At 44.3% G+C, this 25,425-nt stretch carries 16 protein-coding genes; 2 read left to right on the plus strand and 14 right to left on the minus strand.

Features of this window, described 5'->3' with window-relative positions; all coding sequences use genetic code 11:
• Nucleotides 1-2: 2 nt before the first annotated feature.
• The 11 genes from tssE to R7O12_RS08170 form a co-directional block, all read right to left on the minus strand.
• Nucleotides 3-413: a type VI secretion system baseplate subunit TssE gene (gene tssE, locus R7O12_RS08120; RefSeq protein ID WP_033906409.1), complete on the minus strand. Its 411-nt coding sequence runs from the start codon at nucleotides 411-413 to the stop codon at nucleotides 3-5.
• A 61-nt stretch (nucleotides 414-474) separates the two neighbouring features.
• The gene (tssC, locus tag R7O12_RS08125) at nucleotides 475-1,950 is read right to left on the minus strand and encodes a type VI secretion system contractile sheath large subunit (protein WP_005373378.1); all 1,476 of its coding nucleotides are present in this window, start codon (nucleotides 1,948-1,950) and stop codon (nucleotides 475-477) included.
• A gap of 8 nt (nucleotides 1,951-1,958) precedes the next feature.
• Entirely contained in the window at nucleotides 1,959-2,465 is a 507-nt protein-coding gene (gene tssB / locus R7O12_RS08130) for a type VI secretion system contractile sheath small subunit (protein WP_005373381.1), read from the minus strand.
• A 26-nt stretch (nucleotides 2,466-2,491) separates the two neighbouring features.
• Entirely contained in the window at nucleotides 2,492-4,066 is a 1,575-nt protein-coding gene (gene tssA / locus R7O12_RS08135; protein ID WP_033906408.1) for a type VI secretion system protein TssA, read from the minus strand.
• Nucleotides 4,053-6,053: a serine/threonine protein kinase gene (locus tag R7O12_RS08140; protein WP_053307564.1), complete on the minus strand. Its 2,001-nt coding sequence runs from the start codon at nucleotides 6,051-6,053 to the stop codon at nucleotides 4,053-4,055. The genes tssA and R7O12_RS08140 overlap by 14 nt, the downstream gene beginning before the upstream one ends.
• Before the next feature lie 237 nt (nucleotides 6,054-6,290).
• On the minus strand, nucleotides 6,291-7,235 hold the full coding sequence (locus tag R7O12_RS08145) for a hypothetical protein (protein ID WP_262649184.1): 945 nt from the start codon (nucleotides 7,233-7,235) through the stop codon (nucleotides 6,291-6,293).
• Nucleotides 7,228-8,220 (minus strand): DUF2169 domain-containing protein, encoded by a 993-nt coding sequence (locus R7O12_RS08150; protein WP_262649181.1) that lies wholly within the window; start codon nucleotides 8,218-8,220, stop codon nucleotides 7,228-7,230. Before R7O12_RS08150 ends, R7O12_RS08145 begins: the two co-directional genes overlap by 8 nt.
• A complete protein-coding gene (locus tag R7O12_RS08155) occupies nucleotides 8,201-9,520 on the minus strand; it encodes a hypothetical protein (RefSeq protein WP_318125741.1) in 1,320 nt (439 codons plus the stop codon). The genes R7O12_RS08150 and R7O12_RS08155 overlap by 20 nt, the downstream gene beginning before the upstream one ends.
• Nucleotides 9,521-9,614: 94 nt before the next feature.
• Complete coding sequence (locus tag R7O12_RS08160; RefSeq protein WP_064354671.1) at nucleotides 9,615-10,097, minus strand: hypothetical protein; 483 nt, start codon at nucleotides 10,095-10,097, stop codon at nucleotides 9,615-9,617.
• A gap of 2 nt (nucleotides 10,098-10,099) precedes the next feature.
• Nucleotides 10,100-12,178 carry a type VI secretion system tip protein VgrG gene (gene tssI, locus R7O12_RS08165; RefSeq protein WP_005373412.1) on the minus strand — a complete coding sequence of 693 codons (2,079 nt, stop codon included), beginning with the start codon at nucleotides 12,176-12,178 and terminating at the stop codon, nucleotides 10,100-10,102.
• 72 nt (nucleotides 12,179-12,250) lie between these two features.
• Nucleotides 12,251-12,769 (minus strand): Hcp family type VI secretion system effector, encoded by a 519-nt coding sequence (locus R7O12_RS08170; protein ID WP_005373415.1) that lies wholly within the window; start codon nucleotides 12,767-12,769, stop codon nucleotides 12,251-12,253.
• Between the two features lie 456 nt (nucleotides 12,770-13,225).
• Here R7O12_RS08170 and tssH point away from each other — a divergent pair, with 456 nt between their 5' ends.
• Nucleotides 13,226-15,904, plus strand: coding sequence for a type VI secretion system ATPase TssH (gene tssH, locus R7O12_RS08175; RefSeq protein WP_021035954.1), 2,679 nt, complete (start codon nucleotides 13,226-13,228; stop codon nucleotides 15,902-15,904).
• Nucleotides 15,891-17,522, plus strand: coding sequence for a sigma-54-dependent Fis family transcriptional regulator (locus tag R7O12_RS08180; RefSeq protein WP_017820382.1), 1,632 nt, complete (start codon nucleotides 15,891-15,893; stop codon nucleotides 17,520-17,522). The genes tssH and R7O12_RS08180 overlap by 14 nt, the downstream gene beginning before the upstream one ends.
• Before the next feature lie 78 nt (nucleotides 17,523-17,600).
• Here the strand turns inward: R7O12_RS08180 and R7O12_RS08185 are convergent, their stop codons facing one another.
• The 3 genes from R7O12_RS08185 to R7O12_RS08195 all read right to left on the minus strand — a co-directional run bounded on the left by R7O12_RS08185 (nucleotide 17,601) and on the right by R7O12_RS08195 (nucleotide 25,294).
• Complete coding sequence (locus R7O12_RS08185) at nucleotides 17,601-22,346, minus strand: OmpA family protein (RefSeq protein WP_318125742.1); 4,746 nt, start codon at nucleotides 22,344-22,346, stop codon at nucleotides 17,601-17,603.
• The gene (locus tag R7O12_RS08190) at nucleotides 22,343-23,470 is read right to left on the minus strand and encodes a hypothetical protein (RefSeq protein ID WP_054577785.1); all 1,128 of its coding nucleotides are present in this window, start codon (nucleotides 23,468-23,470) and stop codon (nucleotides 22,343-22,345) included. Before R7O12_RS08190 ends, R7O12_RS08185 begins: the two co-directional genes overlap by 4 nt.
• A gap of 72 nt (nucleotides 23,471-23,542) precedes the next feature.
• Entirely contained in the window at nucleotides 23,543-25,294 is a 1,752-nt protein-coding gene (locus R7O12_RS08195; RefSeq protein WP_318125755.1) for a hypothetical protein, read from the minus strand.
• Nucleotides 25,295-25,425: the final 131 nt, after the last annotated feature.

Below are 25,425 nucleotides of genomic sequence, written 5' to 3' on the forward strand. Positions count from 1 at the left end.
TACTAAACGTTAAATTGGCCGTCGGTTCCCATGTAGACATCGATCGACATTGGGACTTTACCGCCGTTATGGGAAACTTCGCCGCGAATACCAAAGCCGAGTTGTAATGGATTATGGTGGTCTTCACGGTAATGAACCTCGACATTAAACAGTCGGGGCTCAAAGCGTTCTATGGTTGACGTAATGTTTTTTTGAATATGGCGAACGAGGTTTGTGTTGTTAGAAAGTACGTCGTTAAAATCTGGCAGACCATACTCATTGTCGATCATTGCGTTGCCGGAATGCGTATTCAACAAGTCAGCGAGATGCGAGTGAATGGATTCAATCAAATGCTTATGAGACACCACTTTCTCGTAGCAGTTTTTTGGTTCTCCTAGCTCGATCCGCTCTAAAAGACGGTAACCTTTTTCCATATGCGGTCCTACGAAAAAAGCAGCCAGTCTTCACTGGCTGCTTGATGGTTTCAGTAATGGGTTATTGGTCTAGCTTACCAACTAGAGACAAGTCGAAGCTTGCGCCCATGTACTTGAAGTGAGGACGTACAGACATCGATACTTTGTACCAACCTGGATCGCCTTCTACGTCTGATACCTCTACCTTCGCAGCGCGAAGTGGACGACGACCACGGACTTCCGCTGGCGGGTTCTCCTGGTCAGAAACGTATTGACGGATCCACTTGTTCAATTCGATTTCTAGGTCAGAACGCTCTTTCCAAGAACCAATTTGCTCACGCTGTAGAACTTTTATGTAGTGCGCTAAACGGTTGATAATGAACATGTAAGGAAGCTGAGTACCTAGCTTGTAGTTCATCTCGGCTTGTTTGCCTTCAGGCGTGTTCGCAAACACTTTTGGTTTTTGAACAGAGTTTGCAGAGAAGAACGCCGCGTTGTCAGAACCTTTACGCATGGTTAGCGCAATGAAACCTTCTTCTGCTAGCTCATACTCACGACGGTCAGAAACCAGGATCTCGGTTGGGATCTTAGTCTCGATTTGACCCATAGCTTCAAAGTTGTAAACCGGTAGATCTTGTACAGTACCACCGCTTTGAGGACCAATAATGTTCGGACACCAACGGTACTTAGCAAATGATTCACTGATCTTGGACGCCATCGCGTACGCTGAGTTGCCCCATAGGTAGTTATCATGGCTGTCTGTCACTTGCTCATCGTAGTCAAACGCCTTGATTGGGTTATCTTCAACAGAGTAAGGCGTACGTAACATAAAGCGAGACGTACATAGACCTAAATAACGTGCATCTTCGTGCTCACGCAGACCACGCCATTTCGCATACTGTGGACCTTCGAATACAGACTTAAGATCTTTTAGGTTTGGCAGCTCTTCGTAGCTGTCTAGACCAAAGAATTTAGCCGATGCAGACGTGATGAATGGTGCGTGAGACATTGCACCTACGTTCGCCATATATTCCATCAGTTTGATGTCAGGCGACGAAGCAGACATAGCGTAATCACAAATGACGGCGCCAACAGGTTTACCACCGAACTGGCCGTATTCACGTGTGTAGATTTGCTTGTACAGGCCAGACTTCACCACCTCTGGAGCGTCTTCGAAGTCATCAAGAACTTCGTCTTTCTTCGCAGAGATCAGTTCGATTTGAATGTTCTCGCGGAAGTCAGTGTGATCAACCAGGTACTTAAGGCCACGCCACGTTGATTCAATCGCTTGAACTTCTTCGTTATGAAGAATTGCATCAACTTGCTTAGACAATTTTTGGTCGATTTCAGAGATCATCAGATCAACCAGAGATTGGTCGACTTTCTCTGTGTTCGAACTGCTTAGTAGCTCACTGATGAATGCTTCTACGCCGCGTTTTGCAACGTCAAAACCTTCATCACTTGGCTTTAAACGTGTTTCGTTAAGAATGCTATCCAGAAGTGAGCCTGATTCAACTAAGGCTGCTTCTTGTTCTGGCGCTTGTGCTTCTGCAGACATGATATCCCTTACTCTTCTTTCGCGTCTTGGTCGTTGCCAATGCTTAGTTCATCCAACAGTTTCTTTCTCGCTTCTTCATCTTGAAGAACCGATGCGATCTTCTTACGGAACGCAGGAACATTTCCTAGAGGACCTTTAAGTGCAACCAAGGCTTCGCGAAGCTCAAGTAGGCTGTTTAGTTCAGGTACACTTTTCGCGATCGCTTCAGGTGAGAAGTCCTTCATGTTTTGGAACGTCAGATCAACACCAATCTGGCCGCCTTCTTCATCAGAAAGACGGTTTTCAACGTTGACTTTAACGTTTGGAGACATGCCCTCTAGCACTTCGTTAAAGTTGTCTTTGTCGATGTTAATTGGAGTACGTTCTTCAATTGGTGTCTCATCTGCACGCGCAGTAAAGTCGCCAACTACCATCATGCTTAGCGGCAGCTCTACGTCTTCTTGCGTATCGCCAGTTGCTGGAACATAACGGATATTAATTCGCTCTTTAGGAGCCACCGAGCCGTCACGTGACATAATTCGTTCCTTATCTAACTCTTTAATTAGTCGTAAATTGCTTTCCACTCTTCATACTTCTCAGGTAGAAGATCCTTGCTTCCAAATAACCGATGGAGTGTTTTTCGAATTAGGTCTTCTAACTGTGACGATAAGTGGGGTTCCCAGCTCGCGAGATTAAACGCTTTTTGTACTTCCCACCCCTTCTCAAGATACGGCAAACACAACGGGTATAATCCAACAGACTGGTAAGCTGCTATCAATTGTAAATACAGCATGAACTGCCCTCGTCCCGAGCTATCCAGCTCAAGTTTGTGGGCAAGCTCTGCGGCACATTCCCCTAGATTTTCTAGAGTGATATCCTCCATTGGCAGCGAGTCTTCCTGCGAAATCACAACCGTTTGAACAACGGGTTGAGAAGTCGAAGAAGTAGTATCTTGAGTCGATAACCAGCTCAAGGTCGCTTCATCTGCAAATGGTATAGAATTCTTAAATGAGAGGTGCTCGATGCCCTCTAGCGATTCAACAAAACGCGTCACTTCTTGTTTCACAGCAAGCGCTGCATCATCAAAGCCCAAGTTATTAAGCATCGAATACACGAAGTAATGGCCCGTCAGCCAAAACGGCGCATCCGTTAATGTGCGCTCCAAACGCTTAATGGTGTCGATGTCGCTTTCTTGTTCAGCTTTATCTCGGTATTCCGCTTGTTGATCGGACGACACTGCCAAGCTCAAAGGCGTTTGATTATTTTGGTGGTCGGGTAGACCATCAATGTCATCCCAAGTCAGATGACGATAAATCCGGTAAGCCAGCGGATCACTTGGGTTCGCATGAAGCATGACTTCCGCAACCTTCTTCAAGGTGCGCTTAGAAGCCGTAGGCGAAGAGAAGTCCGTATCGACATCGACTTCTTTTGCTACCGCTTTCTTAACTGGCGCAGGTTTAGGGGCCGGCGGAACCGCCTTCACCGGTGCGGTTTGCACTTCATTCTGCGCTGGCGTTTCTTCGGCAGCAGACTGCGTAGCTGGTGCAGGCGCCGCTTGTTCAACGTTAACGACTGCATCATCGCTCTGCTCATCAGCCGCCGCTTGTTGAGATAAAACATTGAGTTGAGTGCGAATCTCAAAGAAATCCGCTTCTGAGTCTTGGTAAACCTCGTCGTACTGGCGCTGCACTTCTTCAATAGTCGAAATGCAGTTTGATACCAAATCCCATGACTGAGCGCTTTCCGCTAACTTGCTGCTGACCAGTTTAAACTGATGGTTCAACCATTCGACCGCGCCATCTCGACCCCGCTTTCGCGAAGGATACAATTCAACGCCAAAGCGACTTAACGCCTCACTAAGCAGCTTTAGACCTTGTTCAAAGCCTTGCAGACCAAACTCTTCTGTTAGCGCGCGAACGAGGTAACAAATGGCTTTTAAGTCTTTACTGTGGTGCTCTAGAACTTCAGTCGCGTGCGTTTTTACCACGCTCCAATCTACTGTTTCGCCAAACAAGGAACCGAATTTCTTCACTTCGGACTCCATCATTTCGTAGCAAAACTCGTAACGGGCATCGTTTCCCACTGGAGATTCATCAGAAATAGGATTAAGCAGACGATCGATATCAATGTTGGACAAAATTCACGTCTCCTTCAGTCAAGTAATCTCTCAACGCACGCGCTACCGCAATTGCGCCATTTGCTGGCTTAGATAATCGATGGCTCTGCTCAATCGCATCTGACGCCATGCTATCTAGAATTTTCGTGATTTCTGTAAATTTACTTGGTGCATTCCGTTCTAAATCGGCAAGGGATTCATGTAGCTTTTGTTTGTCGTAAACGGATTGCTCCATCACGGTGCTAAACAAAATAAATTCGCTTCTTGCGACGATTAAATCCTTTATTTTTTTGTCTAGTTCTGGCGTATTACCGAAGTAGGCTTTGGCTAATTCGGCTTCTTCAATTGCTTTGGTGTAAAAGTGCGCCTCTGCATGTTTATCGATGGAGTCATTAATATTTTCCATCACAGCCTTTGGTAAGATTTGGTTGTAGAAATAGGCTTGTGACTGGTTTAACAACCATGCCTCTTTCATTTCATTTTCTGCGAGCTTAGCTTCACCATCTAAAATTAAGCGAGCAATCTGCTTATCTCGACTGCCAGCTATGGCAGATACTTTCATGGAATCGATAGACGCGACATTTAACCCAGACATCACTTTAGTCAACGCCTCATCCGCATATGGAAACAGAGCACCGTCACGAACAAGGGTTTCTCGCAAGGTGACAAGCTCCTTACGTAATTCGACTAATGCCATTGGTAAGCCATCCGCTAACGATTGATACGACGTTAACTGAGCCTGTTTTTCTTCATATAAATTCGAGAGGCTTAACTGCTGAGCTTGATATGCTGTTCGATAAGCTACTGTCATATCAATACTCTGAGTAGCTTGAGACAATTCTTCTTTGATTTTCCATGGAGGCTGAGCCAAAAAAGAAGCCGTTTCAGAGGGCGTAATAACGTGAGTTACAGTAGTGACACCTCGGGAAAAAATGGCATCCAATTGATCTTTATTCTGTTGATATAAATAACTTCCTGCTGTTGCCAGCACACTCAACACTAAGCTCGCCTCTAATATTTTAAAGCGACCATACGCCGTTTTATCATTTGGCTTACAGTGTGTAAGCAGCAAGTCCGCGTTACGCAAGCTACTGAAAATTGGTGCGTTAGAATTTGAGCTAATTGATTGCGTATCGATTCGCGCTAACTGTTGAGCAAAAGAAATAGCGGTATAGCCATGCCCTCTTGGTTTGTTGATGACTTCTTTCAGCAATTTCCAAATATGAACCGGGATCAAAGCCGGACGCTTTCGGTCTTTTAACTGCTTATTCCAAGCATCACCAAATATTGAGCCTAAAAATAGATGTCCAGCGAGCAAAGCGAGAGAGTAAACATCATCTTGCGGTTCCGCGATGCCAGTTTCTATATAAAGAGGGGAAGCGTAGCTCAAGCTTGCCTCTGCGTATGGTTCTGTCTCTCCAATGTAACGAGCAGCGCCGAAATCAATGAGCTTAACGTAATCGCCTTCACTCACTAATACGTTAGATGGTTTAATATCAAGATGGCAGATACCTCTTGTATGCATAAACTCTAGAGCGCCAGCGAGTTGATACACCAACCAAGCGATGTGGTCGTGGCGGAAGCCTTTAGAAGAATGACGCTCCATTTTTTCTGCCAGTGATTCACCTTGGATCCACTCGTACATCAAATATGGGCGTTCGAATTCGTTGCCGATTTTTACAAAGTTAGCCACGCTAGGGTGTTGAGAAAGCTCCAGCCTGCTCGCTTCGTTAATCAACATTTTGCTCGCAAATTCTGGCGAGTCATCATTGATAACTTTGCAACAGATTTGCTTCTCTGGCTGCCCTTTTTTTGCAAGATGGTAAACCGTTGTCTTACCATTTTTAGAAGGAAGCTTGTCTAATACATCAAACTGTGAAAAAAGCACGTACTCAAGCTTCGGCTTATTTTTTTCTGCTAGCCTTTGCTCATTCAGTTTCTTTTTCTCAATAGCTTTAACAACCAACTGATCGATATATCCTTTGGCTGTACTCTGATTATTAGACACTTAGTACTCTTTCATAGAATAAATATTATTAGAGTTGAATAATATTTTCTTGAACGTACTTGTATCAAGGTTGGTATTTAAAACAAACAGTAAGCCTATTATTTTAGTTATTATTACTAACTTATTAGACCTTTTTACTTACGCTTTCACTGCATGAGTTATACGCTTTTTCGTGTTACAAACTTCAACCTAATAATATGAGTATATTTTCATTGCCATTTGATCGATGAGTGCCCACTAACATTGCAGTAATTGGAGAACTCCTTTGTCACCATGAAAGTCGAACATTAACAATGTAGTTGGTTGCTTAAAGTGGTGCTCTCTGACCGCAAAGGCAATTAAAGCGAGAGAAGAACAACTACCCATTGTGCCCCACAACTCATTGATAAGCTGCGGTTGTTCTGGGTTCGTGAATCGTTCTGCTTTAGCCCCCAGAGCAAAACCGTAATCTTCCGAATGCATGCGCAGGTTCGTCATATCGGAATACACTTCACCAAATAAATCGAGCTTTTTACTCGCACGTTGAACAAGTCGAAACATGCCTCTTCGGTCTGAAGTGTTTAATTCCGTATCAATGTAGCCAAGCTGCGCTTGAGGCTTAAGTTTCAATGTTTCTACGGTATTTCTTCGACAAAGAATTAAACCCGCCCCACCCTCACTCGGAATAACGCCCCATGGATTATTGGTACTCATTACCATCGCATCGTCGATGAGTGTTTGCATCGAACTCACCAAGGAATCGACACTGATACACATTATAGCATCATATTTATCCAATGATTTCATGGCCTGGAGAACGAAACTAGGCCCACTGGCATGAACAGCATTCACCACAGAGAGAAATTCAGCATAGTTACTTTCACCAAGCCATTCTTGCACCTTTACTAGTGAAACAGACGCAGGCACCGCTATAAGCAAAGGTATTGGTCTCAATGAACGTGGTAACTGTGCTAACAATGAATTAAGCAAGTGGGTGATTAACTCACACGTTTTCTCAAACTGCTCACTTTCTTTGGTGTATTCGATTTTGGCGTAAGTAAAACGCTCGATACCATCATCCCCTACACATTGGTCGAATCTTCCTAAGTCAGCATACGAAACTGCACTAGCAATATCTAAATTCATACCGGTTGGCGTCATCACTTCCATCCCTAGCACGTAACGGCCTGTTGAATTATGCATGCTCGCTTACCTCTTCCAACTTAGTGATGGATGTCGACACCAACAAATGCTCCTTGCCCTGACAAGGAAACGCAGCGGTGTAACTGATTGATATAGTTTTCTTTTCCGCATCAACGAATAAGGTGTACATCGCCATATCAGCTTGATAACTTTGATCTTTGAACGTCGCGATCGCACGGTATTTTTCTTTAGGAATTCGAAATGAAAGCGTGTCATCATGACAAAAGCCACTCATCATCAAACGCTCCCCCCCACGAAGGAAGCCTTTGCACTGTTGATCAATAGGCGCGCTTTGGAAGAACCGCTTATCAAAATCGAGTGGCAACATTGGCTTGCGATTCTCAATCCAATCGTCATCGAACGTGCCGGCCAGCTTCTGGCGCGCCTCAAAGAACGGAGGCACTGGCCCGAACCCCGCAACGCGTAGTTTTTTCGCGGCGGCACTCCAGTCCTCTCGGGGATAAAAAATCGAGGGTACTTTCTGTTCAAGCAATTCTTTGTTGGAGTCGGCAACCCCACCACCTATTCGGTTACGTAAATCACCGCCTACCGCGCAAGTGTAATCAATGTCTTTTTCAATAAATGGGACTGGATTGCTCAGCGTGATACTGCCAGCATGCTCAACCCATACGCGTTCCCCGTGAATAGCGAGAGTCTTATCGATATGACCATCAATCAGCACACGACACTCTTGGTATGTCACTGGCTTTTTCGCGTAGCTGCGCGCTTTGCCGTAAACAAGTACATCTGTGTTGTCTTTGGTATACGCGAACTCGTGGTCAACTTTCATCGCAGAGAAACCTTCTTCGCCCAAATATTGGGGATCATCGAAGATTTCACTTTCACCTAATTCGTGCCAAACCACACCATCGAATTGCCAAGTACGTTTAGCGACCACAACCCACACTTCATCGCCGTTTTCGTCACGTTGAAAACGACCTTTAAGTGATAGCTCAGGGTGCGCTTCAATATCCCATAACTGCATTGCTATTCCTTAAGTTGAATCGTTCGCTCGCAGAAGGTGCGGCCTTTAAATTGTTGAAGTTCCAGTCTTGCTGATGTATCGGCATCGCCATATCCCAAGGCACGTAGGCTCTGGATTGAATGCAGATTTGGCGCCATAGCCAGTCGCGGAACAGCACATCAACGTTAGAATCTTGCATCGCAGCTAACGTAGACTCGAAGCTCAATGCGTAACCCAAGCGGCTTGGTAGATTTTGGATATATTTTTCATCTTCCACCCACTCATTGAGCAGATCGACGATCTCTTCCCATTCATATTCGACACCAACATCTTGCGGAGTCAGAGGAAGAAGCTTTCCGTAGACGACATACAAGGCTTGAAGCCAAATTTCACCTTCAGCTTCCTCCAGACTTTCCAAGTGCTCGATGATTTGGGGCACCAGTTTCCAATCGCCACTCAGCGCAAAATCAACAGGTGCTAATGAAGAAGAGATATCAAACGCCTCAAACTCTTTTAATTCAAGCAACTTGGCATAAGTGAGCACTTGCGCTGATGGTAATCCATTTGGTTCGATGCCAAAGCTCTGACGGAACCAAGTGCCTCTGTCACGTTTGGTAATCAAACGTTCAAATAGGTATTGTTCGCTGCCTGCATTGTCATTAAGCCAATCAATCCCCTCTTTTACGTCTTGTAAAGCGAGCAGTGGCAAAGCAACTTGAGAGCTAATGATGCTGGCTTTGTGCCAGCGCTTGATGAGAGAAACACTTAATGTTTGACGTACACGTAAGCATTCAAAGTAAAACGCACTGGATGTCGCATTACCCTCAATAAGCTCCGAAAGCGTGCTATCCATAGATTCAACCGGAGATTGTACGGCAATGACCATTGCGGTTTTAGCGTCAATATCTTCGAGTAAACTCAAGCCGCACAAAAGGTTATCCAACGCTGAGCCCAACTCGCCTTGTAGCATCAGCCAGCTGTAGATTTCTGGCTCTTTGCTTCTTAATTGATGAATCAACCCCGGTGCTAACCGATAAAACGACAAGTACACCTGCTTCAGTTCTTCAATTTGGCGTTCAATCAGCTTGAGATACTCCAACTCAGGACTTGGATAACCCCTTTTGTGAATTTGAACTCGCTGCCTGATTAAAAACCCGATACTTTCAGAAGCAATGGACAGCTTTTCATTACAGAAATCCAGCCATGTTACTGGCAATTGGGAAAGGTCGTTCACAGCGCGCTCAGCTTTTGCTAACGCGCCTTCGACTTCTTGATTGGTTATGGGTGCCTTTAGGTGCTCGACACCGATTCTTTGTCGCATCTAGTTATCCGTTATTAGCGTGCCATAACGCGATTGCAATTAGTTAATACAAAGTAATTAGCTAACTCGACGTAAATTAGCTAATGCTAGGTAATTAGTTAATTGCGATCGTTCCGCCTTGAATTTTTTGTGCTTTTTCTGCTTGAGAGGTGACGTACTTCGCTTTAGTGGTAATTCGTCCATCGCGCCCGCTATAGCGAGTTTCTGTCTCACCACTTTTGACTACCAACTCTTGTTCTGTCTCGATAACCATCTTCTTCGCTCGCAATACAAACTCGTCAGAGTCATCCAGAATGGAGAAGAAAATGTCCGTCACAAGAGGCAAGCTTAAGTCGTCGTTCAAAAATTCAACTCGACAACTTAATCGATTATCGATAGCTATTTGCAGTTCAGAACGACGAAAGCCACGTCCTAGTCTCGCAGTGAGTGGCTGCTTAAATGGGTTACCATCAAAATCAACTCGCACACTGCCCGTAGACTCATTGATAGCCACTATTCTTCCAAAACGCGAAAAGCAAGCCGTTGATTCGGCTTGCTGCTCTGATATTACTTCTGTTGTAAGAGGTTGTTTTTCCATTGTTAGTTAACCACTACGTTGCCACCTTTCACGACGACTTTGTCACTGCCTTCGATCGTAATAGCCGAGCCTGATAACTTTATTGAACCATCACTGTTCATCACTAAAGAGGAACCACCCGTTTTCAATACAATCTTGTCGCCACTGATAATTTGCGTTGCACCATCAGCTTTATAAGCGGTGTTCCCTTTCACTGATACCGTTAAGTTGCCACCAACCGTCTGGTTATCATCCGCACCAATATCTGAACTCTTAGACGCACCGATAGTAAGGTTACTGTTTTCGCCAATATCTAAGTCATCATTTTTACCGATCTTAGTCGTACGGTTATCACCAATTTCTAAGTCAGAATTGTTTTTCACATACTGGGCTTCGTTCGCGTTGTATGTAACGGTAACGTCTTGCTCGACTGTCTCGGTAAACGTACTGTTTACCTGTGTCGTTTTATGCCCATGAATGGTTTCTTTATGGTCACCATGAACTTCATTCGTTTGGTGACGTGCAACCTTCAAGAATTCATCTTGACCGATATCACGGTAACGGTTGTTGAGCACCTTGGTCGACATGTCTTTTTGAGCGTGAATATAGACTTCTTCTTGGTTCGCTTCGTCTTCAAAACTCAACTCGTTGTAACCTGTTCCTTTGTGCGTTTGCGTGCGGAACGTGGTACGAGTTTTGTTTTCTGGCAAAGAGTACGGTGGGAAATGCAAACCGTTGTAAACTGCGCCCGTAACTAACGGACGATCTGGGTCCCCCTCAAGGAAAGTTACTACGACTTCGTGGCCAATACGCGGCAAATAAACTGCGCCCCATGTTGGCGCCGCCATGGATTGGCTTACACGAATCCAACAGCTTGAATGCTCGTTGTTATCACCGTAGCGATCCCAATGGAACTGTACTTTCACTCGACCAAGCTTGTCGGTGTAAATCTCTTCACCTTCTGGTCCTACAACGACCGCCGTTTGAGGGCCATCCACTACTGGTGCCGCTAGTTTAGGCGCTTTAAACACCACATCACGTGGAATACACGAGAACTGGTTGTAGTAAGTGGTTGGCATACCACTCGCTTCATCTTCATGCACTTGCGGATCTTGACCTGTGTGCATTACAGACAACATGAGGTAATCGCGGTTAATCTCAGAGCGCGGGTGGTCACTGACGTTAAAGCTGTAACCAGATGCTAAGCGCATTACGTCACTCGTTGCTTCCACTTGTTGATTATCGACTATGTGTTCCGACATCCACTCCGTGGTTCTCACCTGCCCCATCAGCGGGTCGACGTATCGTCCAGGATAATCAAACTGCTTGAGATCTTGGTCTAGCTCGCCAGCCTGTGTCATCTCTTGTGGAATTTTAGGGTGTTCGTAGTTGTAATCTGTGTACGTAACCTGTCCCGTTCTAACGCGGTTAACTAACTCGAGATCAGAGATATGTTCGCGATCGGCAACACCGCCACCATCGGCATGATAAACAATCGGCCCAATGTAAGAAGCATTTAGTGGCGAGCTTATCAAAGGTGCAATCGCGTCATTACTGTCGACAATGACCATCGTATGATTTGAATCGCTATGGTCAAAGTAATACCACATACCGTGTTCAGCCATCATACGCTGCACGAAATGCAAGTCAGACTCACGGTATTGCAGAACGTATTCTTTTGGAGGATAAGTACCCGACACTTCAAATCGGTAATCGGTGACTGCCCCATCATCGAGTACTTCTGTGATGATGTCTTGCGCTGACTTTTGCTGGAAAATACGACAATCTTGGCGCTGAGATAAGAACCAAGCTTGAGGAACCAAGACTAATTGATAACGAGAAAAACGACGTCCAGTCCCTAAGTAACGAACTTCATTCACCACGCCGTTGAACACACGCGCAGCCCCAACACCTTGTCCGTAAAGTGTCAATGTTCCTGCTTTACGTATTAACTCATCGAACGAGATATCTGGATCAAGTGAAAGTAATGAGAGATTGATGTGGAAAGGCTTAGATAACTCTTCATGAACATGAAAGCTCTCAACCCGAAATTCATGCCCACATCCAGGCACTTCAAATTTAAATTCTACGTCATTCACCATATCTTTTACCTGATACAAATAATCGAATTAGGGCCAACAATCGTTGGCCCTGAATCTTTACGCGACGAGCAATTAAGCTTCGCGTGGAGCACGCCAGTCGTCGTTACCCGCAGTACCACAGTTTTCGTGAGTTACTTCGATCGCACGGTAAGTGAACTTAAGCACTTCTTCTGTCACGCGGTCAGCTGTTGCTGCGTCTTGACAGTGGTTCATACGAGTTTGGATATCGACAAGTAGCGCATCAATCAATTTGATTGAGTAGTAGTGCTCTTGTTTACCTTGAACTGAAGTACGGTAGAAGCGGATCACACACTCAGGAAGTTTTTCGCCAGATACTAGTGCGTTGAATAGTAGTGGAGATGAGCGATCTTGAACTTTAGTTACAACAAGTGGACGGTGTACACGTTGACCAGTTGGCTGACCACTTTGTGGATCACGTGGAACAGTTAGCACGTGATCAAGTTCTTGTACTAGGAACTCATCAACGTGAGCTTCTTGCCATGTGTTACCTACTGAATCTGCAGAGTAAGTATCTTTAGTAATATGGCCTTGAGTCTCACCTTGGATAGACATATATGCTGGAGTTGGCATCGCTATTTCCTTTTCTAAAATCTGTTTTGTTTAAATCACCAAATCGCTTATCACCGCGACTACTTGGTATAATCAAAGTCCGTGCCAACTTTAAAAATACAATAAAAACAACAACTTAAATAAATTAAGACATTATTCACTAATATCTTGAGTACAATTTATTGGATAAAAAACCAAAAAGTTGGATTAAGATAATAATAAATTGTTCTAACTTTAAAAAGTGAAAATAACCATATAAAACTGTGTAAATAAAGTCATTAAAACTAATACATCCGACACTTTTACTATCAATTAATTTAGAATAACAACGCCATTGAAATAACCACAAACATTAATGTCACAATAATCATTAAAAATAACCAACAAACGATAGTCAAAATATCTTGATAAAAAAAGAACGCAATCACTTTTAGTATAATAGTCGCTACCTCTTTTCCTCTAAAGAATAAAATGGCTATGATAAATATAAACCTTTCTTCATTAATTCAGCGTCTACACCCGATTGCAAAAGTAGCATTAGAAGACGCCGCTGCACTTGCAGTCTCTGAAAAAGCAAACGAAGTTCAAATTGAGCATTATTTACTGAGTCTATTAGAAAGGCCAAATAGTGATTTTGACGTCTTATTAAGTCATTTTGATTGTTCTGAGAACTTATTAAGACAATCGGTTCGATCCACACTCGACACCAACGCCAAAGGAAATGGCAGCAAACCTGTTTTTTCTGCTTTATTAATCGAATGGTTGCAAGAAAGCTGGCTGGTTTCTTCTTTAGATCTATCCGAAACACAAATCCGCTCTGGCGCCCTACTCCTTACTCTTGTTAGCAATCCTCTCCGTTACGGCCAACATGGTTACGCCTCTATCCTTGAGGCGGTAAATCCTGACAGCCTTAAGCGTAACTTTGCAGAACTAACAAGCCACTCTATTGAGGCGCAAGTTGCTAATTCAGAGAAAACACAAGCTCGTGAGGATGGCTCAGCACTGAGCAAGTTCACGACAGACTTCACTGGTAAAGCACGCAAAGGCGAAATCGATCCTGTTTTCTGCCGTGACCAAGAAATCCGCCAAATCGTGGACATTCTTGCTCGTCGCCGTAAAAACAACCCTATTGCTGTTGGTGAACCGGGCGTTGGTAAAACCGCAGTAGTAGAAGGCTTGGCACTTAAGATTGTACAAGGTGACGTACCAGACAACCTCAAAGGTGTTGAGCTTTACGGCCTGGACATGGGTCTTCTGCAAGCTGGTGCAAGCGTAAAAGGCGAATTCGAAAAACGCCTAAACGCAGTATTGGATGAAGTGAAAAACTCACCAACTCCAATCATTCTATTCATCGATGAAGCACACACCCTTGTTGGCGGTGGTAACCAAGCAGGCGGCAGCGACGCGGCAAACTTGCTAAAACCAGCCCTAGCGCGTGGTGAAGTGAAAACCATCGCTGCGACAACATGGTCGGAATACAAGAAGTACTTCGAGAAAGATCCTGCCCTTGCACGTCGTTTCCAATTGGTGAAACTCGACGAACCATCTCCTGAACAAGCAGCATTGATCATTCGTGGTCTGCGCCCTGCTTATGAAAAATCACATAACGTTTACGTGCGTGACGATGCTATCACTGCTGCGGCAGCCCTTTCTGCTCGTTACATCTCTGGTCGTCAACTGCCAGATAAAGCCATTGATGTTCTAGATACAGCATGCGCGCGTGTGAACATCAGCCTAAATGCCATTCCGGCGTCTGTAGAAACACTGCAACAAGAACTTGCAGCTCAACAACGCGAGCTTGAAGCACTTGAGCGTGATGCTCTGCAGCAAACTGGCGACAAGCACAGCCTTGCTAACATTCCAGACCTAAAACTGGCAATGGAAACAACGAAAGAAGAGCTAGCAGAACAAGAAGCGCAATGGCACAAAGAAAAAGAGCAGATCCAAGAGATGATTGCTCTACGCTCTCGCTTACATGAACTGGTCTTTGGCGAAACAAATGAAGAAGAGCTTGTTGCAGACGAAGATTCAGAACAAGAGCAAGACGTTTCTCCATATGCAGAAATGGATGAAGAAGCCGTTCGCATTGCAATTTCGGCCTGCCAAGAACAGCTAGATGTAATCCGCAATGGCAACCCACTGGTTCACTTTGAAGTGGGCCCAGATGAAGTCAGCCATGTGATCTCGGACTGGACTGGTATTCCAATGGGTAAGATGCTTCAAGACGAAGCAGAAACCACGCTAAAACTGAAAGAAAGCCTAACACAAAGCATCAAAGGCCAAGAATACGCTATCGATGCACTGTCTGAAGGCATTCAAACCGCAAAAGCAGGCTTAGGCAACCCAGACGCACCAACAGGCGTATTCCTGCTGGTTGGCCCAAGTGGCGTGGGTAAAACCGAAACTGCTCGTGCAATTGCTGATCAAATGTTTGGTGGTGAGCGCTTTATGACGACCATTAACATGTCTGAGTTCCAAGAGAAGCACACGGTATCTCGCCTAATCGGTTCACCTCCGGGTTACGTAGGTTACGGTGAAGGCGGCATGCTGACAGAAGCGGTTCGTCAACGTCCATATTCTGTTGTTCTTCTTGATGAAGTGGAAAAAGCCGACCCTGAAGTGTTGAACCTGTTCTACCAAGTGTTCGACAAAGGCACGCTGAACGACGGCGAAGGCCGCACAATCGACTTCAAGAACACGCTGATCATCATGACCAGTAACCTTGCAACGCACGAAATTGAATCTTTGGTTCATCAATCAAAAGACATCGATGCGAACATCATAGCAGAAGCTATTCGCCCTACTTTGAACCAACACTTCAAACCGGCGCTGTTGGCACGTATGTCGGTACTGCCATTTGTTCCACTGTCTGATGAAGCAATGACTGAAATAATTCACCACAAGCTAAACAAAGTTTCTCAGCGTCTACAGAGCCATCACAAATTGTCTCTGAGCTACGAAGAAAGTTTGGTTGAGTTCGTACTAGGTAACTGTCGCCTTGCTGAAACAGGCGCGCGTAATATCGACGCGGTCATCAACCGTCAGTTGCTGCCGCAACTATCGACTCAGCTATTGGTGCATGACAAGGATGATTCACATACGCAAATCGAAGTGTCTGTCGATGAGCAAGGAACACTAACCTATGCGTTCAGCTAACCATAGCGAACTTAGTAACGCCCTACTTGCGATCAGTCAGTCTTTGGCTGATCGCAGCCAGCTTACCCAAACGTTGGATGCTGTGTTGACCGCTGCGAGACAAATGACCCTCGCAAAGCACGGCATCATTTACGTTTTGGACCAGACTGGGCAGGCGTTGATTCCAAGTACCGCTCACCATAACGATAAAACTATCGTTTCCCACCCTTGGGAAGCATTACAGTTAGACTCAGCCAGTGAGAACGACCCATTTAACTTTGCGATTCGTAATGGTGAAGTGGTGTTGATTAACGAGTTATACAAATACAACGGCTACGACTGTGAAAGCATTTATCAAACAGAGCAGACATTGGGACTAAAAAGCGAGAACTTACTGGCTTGGCCTTTGATTGATAGCGAAAGCAAAACCATTGGGCTGTTAGTCTTACTCGATTTGAATGTCATTGACAACGAGGCAGCCTTGACTGAGTTTTGTCGAATGGCAGCGAGTAACATTCGTCAAGCCGTTTGGTTAGAGCAATATGGGCAAGTGATTAAAAATCTCAATGCCGACAATCAAGCCCTAGTGCGCGAGAACACTCAGCTCAAAAAACGTACTCAGAAAGCCTATCAAGGTCCTATTGCAGAGAGCGAAGAAATGCTCAATGTCTTGAATCGTCTTGATAAGGTGCTATCTCTTCCTGTCGACGTTCTGTTGCGTGGTGAAACGGGCGCTGGTAAAGAAGTGATCGCGAAATACATTCACGAAAACTCTAATCGTTCAGAACAACCTTTGATCGTTCAGAACTGTGCGGCTATTCCAGAGCAGTTATTGGAATCTGAGCTTTTTGGGCATAAGAAAGGTTCATTTACGGGCGCAGACAAAGACAAAGTCGGTTTGTTTGAAGCAGCCAACGGCGGCACGCTTTTCCTAGATGAAATTGGCGATATGCCAATGCTACTGCAGGCAAAGTTACTGCGTGTACTGCAAGAGCGTAAAGTTCGCCCTATCGGTACCAGCAAAGAGATTGAGGTGGACGTTCGCGTTATCGCGGCAACACACTGTAACCTTATGCAGCAAATTAAAGATGGCGGATTCCGTGCCGACTTGTTCTATCGCTTGAATGTCTTCCCTATTACATTACCACCACTGAGAGCACGCAAATCGGATATTATTCCCCTTGCCGAACATTTCGTGCAACACACCACCAACACGCTAGGTTTGCCGCAAGCGCCAGGGTTAAGTGCCAACGTACGTAAACAGCTGCTTGCCTACCAATACCCAGGGAACGTGCGTGAGCTTAAGAACATCATCGAGCGCTCGGTGCTACTGTCCGATTTTGAAACCATTACTCACATTGAGTTTGGCGAACAAATCCCAGAAGATGTACCAAGTATCGACATGAAAGCAGCTTCACCTACCCCAGAGCAACCTGCTTACGAGCAGCAAGCACAAGCGGATTTAGAAGACGTTTCAAAGAGCCTTAAGGACGTTGTCAGCCAATACGAGCGTACAGTGATCATCGATTGCTTAAATGCGTGTAATTGGCACACCAAGAAGGCCGCTGAGCAATTGGCGCTGCCAATGAGCACACTCAACCACAAGATGAAGAAATACGACATTTCTGCAGCTGGTTGATGGGGGTTAAAAAGAAACTTCTAAATTCAGTATGAAGTGATAAGAAAAGAAAACCGCCCGAAGGCGGTTTTTTTGCACCTAGGAAGGGTTATCAAGTGACTTTTCCAAGGGCTTGGGTGCTTGAGTTACCGCAGGTTGTTTCTCAATCCAATCTTTCAACCATTTCTTGCGTTGAGATTCGTTATACTGCTTCCAAGTTTCAGCCGCAGACTTGTCTACGCCTTCCTCTGTCGACTCTTTCTCAATTAACCAAGGCATATCACTAAAGAAATTACCAGCCAAAGCACTATCCGCATTTAAAGAAGGAATAGAAATTACAGCATCACGACCAATATCATAGTCATCAGCTCCATTTAATCCGACTTGTTTTAGATGAGCAACCGAAAGCTCCAAGTTCGCTTTACCACCAATTACACCACCAAACGGTCTTAGACCTTTTAACCTAACTCCCGTTGGTGCAACATATTCCAAGTTAAACCTCATGCAGTACATCGTATAGTTTTTGCTCTTAGATAGTTCATTCTCTTTAGTGAGACTACCTACAGCTTCACCTATAAACTCACTCATGGCATCAACTTGTTCTCGATGGTTTTCGGAAATAGATTCAGTAAACATCCATTCTTCGTTTTTATAGGCAAACTCACCAATATGATACATATCGGTGAAGTAAAGAGGACCTTTAACTGGCTTGCCATCATTTCCGTCGAGCGCCAGTTGAATGCACATATTCACTGCTTCCCACGGCATACCCAAACGTTCATAAAGTGCTTTTTCATGACTTTCACCCAAAATCAGTACATAAATACTGGCAGGATCGTCTTTCTTTTTGTTTCCCCATGAGAAACCATCACGCCAGATATTATCAGCCGATTGGTACCACTTTCTTTCACTGAAAAAGTTCAAACCAGACGCTTTGGTGTCTATAGCCACCAATTGCTGTTTAATGCCATGAAGTATAGGGATGGTATTTTTGTCTCCCTCACCTGCCATTAAGGTAAAGCTCTCTACCATAAGGTCCTGTTCACGTAGACGCAGTTGCTGCTCTCCCAAGTAGGTATCAAGCAAAACCAGTCTAGTTTCTGTACTTAAAGCGCCAATCTGCAACTCATCTTCAGCATCATCAAACTTCTGCCCCAGACTGTACTCTTGTGGTAAGTAAAAACTATGTTGCCCTTGATTCGTTCTAATTCCCAAGCAGTAACGCATATTTTGGAAGCCTCCGCCTTTTACATAGCGCTTAAAGGAATCCGCTTCTGCAAAATAGTCGCTTGGCTGACCCGATATCGCTGCTCCGGAAACTGCCATACTGAACATTGCATCAGAGAACATTAGCTTTGCTTTAGAGGTCATTGGTTTCATACCGTCGATCATCACATCACCGAAGCGGAATGAGGGAATATGCTCAATAGCAATCAACGTAGCGCCGTCATCAATCCCCTGTTGCTTGTAAAAAGCACTTATTCGCCCATCAGGATCAGTTTTGAAGTCACTAACCTTCATTGGCAGCATCCAGTCACTGAAAGCTGGGCCTTTAATATTTTCGAGCCCGTCAACGCGATCGTAGCCAATCGTAACTGGCTTCGCATACTTGTGTTCTTTTTTAAGTATCAACTGCACTTTCACTTTATCGTATGGACCTAGGCGACTGTTGCTAGATTGCTGAATCCAACTATCATATGACATCCATTCTGGTTCATCACTTTCAGTATAACGCGCTGACTGAACAAGTATTCGACAATAGCCGATTTCATCTTTCTTTAACTCACTTCCCTGCGGGTTAAATGACTCGGTAAAGTTATCAAACATCGTTTCATTTGGGTGTTCAAACAACATGGTTTGTATCGGGAAGATTTGATTAAATGCACCTGACGCTTTAAAGCTATCCCTGTTTTCGGTTATAGAGAGATGAGAAACTTTGCTATTAGTTGTTATTGGAGCAGGCCAATGCTGCGCACCTTGTGGCATCTTTGTCGATAATTCGGTGTAGTACTCGTTATCACAACGGTTCTTCCAGTTAGCCGCTAAGGTGTTTCCTTTGATCGTATGTACAGACCAATCATCGCTCAAAATGTAGTTCTCAATGTATTCCTTCACCTTGTAACGCTCAACCAAAAACCTAAACGAGATATTAGAATTCCGTTTGGTTTGAGATCCTAGGTCAGCGAGTAATAACACTAAGCCATTAATAGCAAGCGCTCGTAGTTGGTAGCGTTTTAACACCTCCTTACGAACTTCTTCGCTCTCAAGGTGAGTAATGAGTTCCTGATAAGACCTACATTCAATACCTACATCTACCTTACTGCGTCGCAAATCGTTAAGTAACTCGATATGTATTTTTGCCAACCTTTCAAGCTCACTGACAACCTCATGGCTTTGCTTTAACTCTTCTAGGAAGGAGTCCAACATTAAACTATCAATCACTTTCACCGCAGATATTGCTGTCTTTGACCCCTCTATGGCAAGCATAAACCCTCTTGCCGCAGGAGCTATGGCAGGAATATAGGAAGCGACGTCAACGACACTGTCAAAAATCGCCATTCGCAGTGCGACTTCTGCTTTATCTTGCGCAACCATCTCAGCTTCTAGAGCAAGCCTAGAGCGTTCCATTGCATGCGAGCCATAGCGACTGGGATGAAAGAATATGTTCAGGGATTGCAGGTAAATACGGATTACAACCCGACGGTTTTGTCTTAGATTAGGGTTGTTGCGGTCGACTTTTTCACCTTGTTTGGGAACATAGACAGGTTTACTTTCACCAAAAGCGGCTACCGAAACACGACCTTCAAAAACAGGGAACTCCTTCATGAGCAGTTTTTTCGCATATTCTGCGCGCTCTGCCGAGACCTGCATATTTGCTTTCTCGGTACCGACTTGGCAAGCATGCCCTTCTATCTCTACTCTAAGGTTTGGCTCATTCTCTAAAACGTTGGCAAGAGAAGCAGCAAGCTGTTTAAATATAGGTGTATGCTCCTTTAACTCTTTTTCACGCGAGTTAAAGGCAAATTCTATTTTTATTCCTGCGCCTCTAGAGCTATTTACGAGAATGGCGTCAATCTGATTGCCAGATTGATCACGCGCATCTTTTAAAGCCTGTTCTAGTTTTTCTTCCTGGATATGGTTAGCTGTCTTCCAAACTGGAATTTGAGCAAGGTAGTCTTTTGTAACTTCTTCTGTTCCTTGCTCTGCTTTATCAACCTTTTTATTTTGATTAACCAGCTGTTTAGCTTTTTTATACAAACTAAGTGCTGTCAATCCCGTTCCGAAGCCATTAAAACCAACGGTTTTACCACCAGAAAGCCAAGCTTCCGCAACTCGCCCGGCAACCACACGTCGGTTACCCAGACGTGATTCTAAAGAAAGTGCAAGTGCGCTTGACCGAGCTTCATTGGTGTTAAAAACCTTATCGTGAAATAGCGCCTTCCAACCAACACCCGCGATAGTTGGAGTGTGGAGTTCCTGCAACTTATCAAGCGCTTCTTTCGTACTGTAAATACCGTAATACAATTCGCCCGCCGCTTTCATCGCAGGCGGCATCTCGGACTTAACTGCATCCCAATACAGTTTCGAGACGTTATTAAACACCGCTTGGCGGCCATCACGGTCTAAAGTGTCTTGCAAGCTACCGCTCAGCAGCCCTGCTCCTAGCTGAGCAGACACATCTCGGATATTCTTGAGTAACGCAATACTCCTTGAAGCTGGCGTATTGGCTGTTATACCTTGTACATTACCGTGAAGGTAATGTTTCATATTTCCAAAGTACTGAGGGTATTGATAAATCAAGGATTCCTCAAGGGAGATCATATCGCCACTGACAATGGCAAATTTCCCTAACGGAGTGCTTGAAGAAAAGGTAATCTGTTCACGTAGCTCGTAAGTATAGACTGTATCTAAGCCTTCAGAAAATTGCTGAATATGAGCGTCTTTAATGAACTGTGGAACACCATTTTTCATCTGGCTTGGAATAAATTCGACACGGATACTGTATAAGCCTTCTTTAAAATCAGCAGGATCAACGTGAAACATCGCGCATGGATATTGCTTAGCATTTTCTTCTGAAAGCTCATCTTCAGGTAATGCCGCTTGTACTGAAGAGCCTATCGTTTTGTATTCCCCACCTTCTTTGGTTGAGTCAAACTTTTGCAAAGTAACCGTCGCACTTTCATAGCCTTGATCAGAAAAAACCACCGCGCAACTCGCCACAACAGGTAAAACGAAGCCTTTTAGTGTCTCTCCCGATTCACTTACATCTTCATACCACTTATTATATTCTGCCTGTTCTTCGCTGAGCCCCCCGTTCGCAGCTGGTTCGTAAGGCTTAGCCAATTGTTCAATGCTGACCTCTGTCAAGGTGAGTTTTGCTTCGCTGTTTTCCAACTGGCTACTCAACTCTGCAACTTTTGTAGCTAACTCTTTGGGGTTTAACTCAGAAAGTGAAGCTATTAAAGGCAAGGGCGGAAAGCGGAAAGTGAAGGTCTGCTCACCCTCTTTGGGTAGATCCCTACCTAACGCATGAATTGTGTGCTCTGGTGTCAGGACCTCAAAAGCCCCATATTGATCGGGCTTTCCGTTACCCAGTGAACATAACTTAAATTTATGGTCGGTAGCCCAAAGCTTAGGGCTATCGCTATCAGTGACGTTAAGCATCGGCACTTTCGCTAAAGGGCGAATATTAGCGATTTGTTTTCTTACCAAGCTTTCCTCTGAATGCCAAGATGGGAATTCAGTTGTTTTAGTTTGAGAGTTAAATTCCCCCTCATAATAAACACCAAACAAATAGTAATTTGCACACAAAGGTATCGCGTTACTGGTATCATGAGTGCTCACAGTTCATCCCCTTTAACAAAATCACCATTGTTGGCAAAGGCGTTGTAAAGAGAAGAGTTACTGGCACTATGGCCCGTCCCTATTTGCTCCCATTTTAAATAAGAACCAAATTCTTTATTTTCTTTTAGTTTACTGAGGATGGCCCGCGCCGCTCCATCCCGAGCATAATTCGCATCTTTACTCAAAATTTCAAAATAGCGCAGTTTACCTACCGCTCGCGGTACAATTTCTTCTTGTTGAAATGAATCCTGCTCGATATCAATTAGATAACGAAACTTCCTACTTTCACCCCAAGCGTACTTACCGTCTGGACTAATACTACGTTTGTTAAACTTATAATCACCCAGATTTTGTTCATCAGGATTAATTCCCGTGCTAAAGAGAAATTCGTCTTTTGCCTCATCATAAACTGCAACGCCAAAGTCGTTTAGTACGTATCTTTTTCCTTTTTGAATCACGGAATACTCATTAAACTCTGTGTCTACTTGCTGTTTGTCGCCTGTCGCTAAGGTGTACTTCCAGTCTTTAAACTTGTCTACGTAGTAAAGATAGCTGCTGTCTTCTGCCCATAGAAACTCTGGGTAGCCACGTGAACGACCTAGTTCAATATACTCACCCGTCTTAAGATCTTTAATTACTTTAAACATCCCTTCTGAGGCCGAATAGGCCAAAGCCAAGTAGCGATTATTTGGAGAGACACGCATTAGACGAACTTTGCCAACAAACTCATCTGCGACCAGACGCAAGTCCGTCCCATCCGTTTTGATACTCCACACTTTATCCCTTTGATCATAGTGGTCTTTCGCTTCATTTCGGGCGTTATCCCAACGAAACACTACACGTGGTAAATCATAAGAGCTTTCATTGGTGAGATCTTCACGTGGCCATTCTTTAGCTTTAAAAATAAAGTGTTTAGGTTTACCCGTCTCTTTGTCATAAATAACGTAATTGTTTTCTGTAATATAAACACGACCATCTTCCCACTGTTGAGCATTTTTTTCTGCGATTCGGTCTTGAACCGTCTGAGGTTTTGGCGCGTGTTGTTCTGGTTCCTTGGCTGATTCTTGATTACAACCAGATAAGACCGCTAAGGTAATCAAGCATAATGTATGACGTAGGTTCATCTTATATTCTCTTCGTTATCTTTCTCGATCGCGTTTAATAATGTGACAACGCAACCCGAATAAGTTGTTTTGTTAACTTGGCTGATCTTTTTTCTTATAAGCCAGTAAATCCGCAATGGGTGTTTGAGCAAAAATGACCGTTTTATTATCTCTTCCGTGATGACTATTGCCCTGATAACCACGGAGAAGATCCACTTCTTTAACCTCTGCAGGCCAACCAGTAAAACGAATCAACCTAGAACCATTCTCTTTTTTTATACATTGGCGCAAGCACACTCGCTGCGACCAATCACCATCGCTTTGCCTTAACTCAAAGTAATCATCTGACTCGTCCAGCGTCGTATAGCCCGGATACTCGAAAACTATCTCGACAGATTTAAGTAAATACACGACCGCTACATTTTTATTTACCTGGCTTCGTAACATTGCGTATTTTTCAGGTTTTGAGGTCGCAGCACTTGGTAATACTGAGAGCAGACGAACAGAACCGTCTCCAATTTTAAAGCTTTTCTCACTGCTATAATGGTTAAGATCAGTGACTTTTATGGCCTTGGTTCCGGGATCACTTTCTAGTTGAGATAGTTCACTCTCGCTCAATCGTTTACTGTTATAAGCCAAATATACTTCTTGAGGCTCACCTTTAATCTTGTAAGGAAGCCATATATGCGGGAGAGGGTAACCTTGCGCGCTCCGCTCCACTGGGCTAGAAGCATTAATAGGGCTCAAATTTGTTTCAATCTTTTCTTTGATTTGTGGCTCATAGCCTGTCATGACTATCTCAACTTCTTCCTCAACTAAGTTGAACACTCGAGCCTCTCCAGAGCCATTCAAAGAGCCTTCACTTACCACCTTGCCGTTCTGCACGATTTGGAAAGGCTCATAAGCGAAAACACCGCCTGTTTCAGGATTGGTCATATAGATATCGGCGTGCCTTTTGGGTCTAGAGCCTTCACGAACACTATTAATGTCCGTATCTGAAAAGTAACCATTTTCCGTAATTGCCACTTCGCGCCAAATTTTATTGTTCCAAACAACATACACGTAGCCTGATTTAAACACTTCTGCAGCTTCATCTGATTTATCGCTACCAGGGAAGTGCAGCGGAACCACAGGCACCAACACGTTATCCCACTCATCCATTTGAATTTCTTTATCAACGGGTTGCATATCTTCGGCGAGTTTAAGCAAAATTGGCTGAGGCTGATCAGTGCAAGGGATTTTGATATAGAGCGTTTTGCCCTCAGCTTCGAGATCTTTAAATGTCGCGAGGCTGCGGTGTTTGTTTTCTGTATCAGCCTTGCCTACAGTCACTTTTTCTTTTTGAGCTTCCGTTTTTCCCAACATCAAACATGCCGCGTTGCTAGACCACTGCCCTGCAAACTCGACAACGATTTTTTGATCTGGACTTGGCTCAGAGGGGACATGCGTGTAACTACGAACTAAAGCAACATCGTCGGTAACCTGCTTGTATCCTGCTTTAAAAGCTTTGCTTTCATTCGAAGCAGATACAGAGTCAACGAGTGATTTAAGTCTAGGGAAGCTTTGCAGCTGAGAGTCCGTCAATGGCGACCGACGTGCAACGGTAGATAATGACACCCAATTGCCTTTTCCCAATTCGATTCTTATCGCAGCTAGCAATGCGCTGGTCGTTTTTTTGGCAGAGATGGAAATCTTTTGCGCCAATTCTTTAGGGAGGTTTCTAAGGATGTCATCTGAATTTCGCAAACGCGAAAGCTGTCCTATACACTCGTCCGGTGTAAGAACATAAGATAGCTCGTTGGAGGATAGCTTCGAGCTAAGTATAAATTTGCAAACTAAATGCATTTGAATTCTCCACAACCAACATCGTAAATATGGCTGCGGTGACAATTAAGCTGATAAGGCTTACAAGTACGATTTGGTCTGCGTATCCTACTTACTTAGCCATTTATTTTCAACGAGATAGAAAAATCGCC

The sequence above is a fragment of the Vibrio sp. Vb1574 genome, from assembly GCF_033338675.1.

Coding starts and splice junctions, on each gene's coding strand:
- R7O12_RS08195 (WP_318125755.1), bottom strand. CDS start 25,294: ATGCATTTAGTTTGCAAATTTATACTTAGCTCGAAGCTATCCTCCAAC.
- R7O12_RS08170 (WP_005373415.1), bottom strand. CDS start 12,769: ATGCCAACTCCAGCATATATGTCTATCCAAGGTGAGACTCAAGGCCAT.
- tssB (WP_005373381.1), bottom strand. CDS start 2,465: ATGTCACGTGACGGCTCGGTGGCTCCTAAAGAGCGAATTAATATCCGT.
- tssI (WP_005373412.1), bottom strand. CDS start 12,178: ATGGTGAATGACGTAGAATTTAAATTTGAAGTGCCTGGATGTGGGCAT.
- tssC (WP_005373378.1), bottom strand. CDS start 1,950: ATGTCTGCAGAAGCACAAGCGCCAGAACAAGAAGCAGCCTTAGTTGAA.
- R7O12_RS08150 (WP_262649181.1), bottom strand. CDS start 8,220: ATGCAGTTATGGGATATTGAAGCGCACCCTGAGCTATCACTTAAAGGT.
- tssH (WP_021035954.1), top strand. CDS start 13,226: ATGATAAATATAAACCTTTCTTCATTAATTCAGCGTCTACACCCGATT.
- tssE (WP_033906409.1), bottom strand. CDS start 413: ATGGAAAAAGGTTACCGTCTTTTAGAGCGGATCGAGCTAGGAGAACCA.
- R7O12_RS08160 (WP_064354671.1), bottom strand. CDS start 10,097: ATGGAAAAACAACCTCTTACAACAGAAGTAATATCAGAGCAGCAAGCC.
- R7O12_RS08155 (WP_318125741.1), bottom strand. CDS start 9,520: ATGCGACAAAGAATCGGTGTCGAGCACCTAAAGGCACCCATAACCAAT.
- R7O12_RS08190 (WP_054577785.1), bottom strand. CDS start 23,470: ATGAACCTACGTCATACATTATGCTTGATTACCTTAGCGGTCTTATCT.
- R7O12_RS08145 (WP_262649184.1), bottom strand. CDS start 7,235: ATGCATAATTCAACAGGCCGTTACGTGCTAGGGATGGAAGTGATGACG.
- R7O12_RS08180 (WP_017820382.1), top strand. CDS start 15,891: ATGCGTTCAGCTAACCATAGCGAACTTAGTAACGCCCTACTTGCGATC.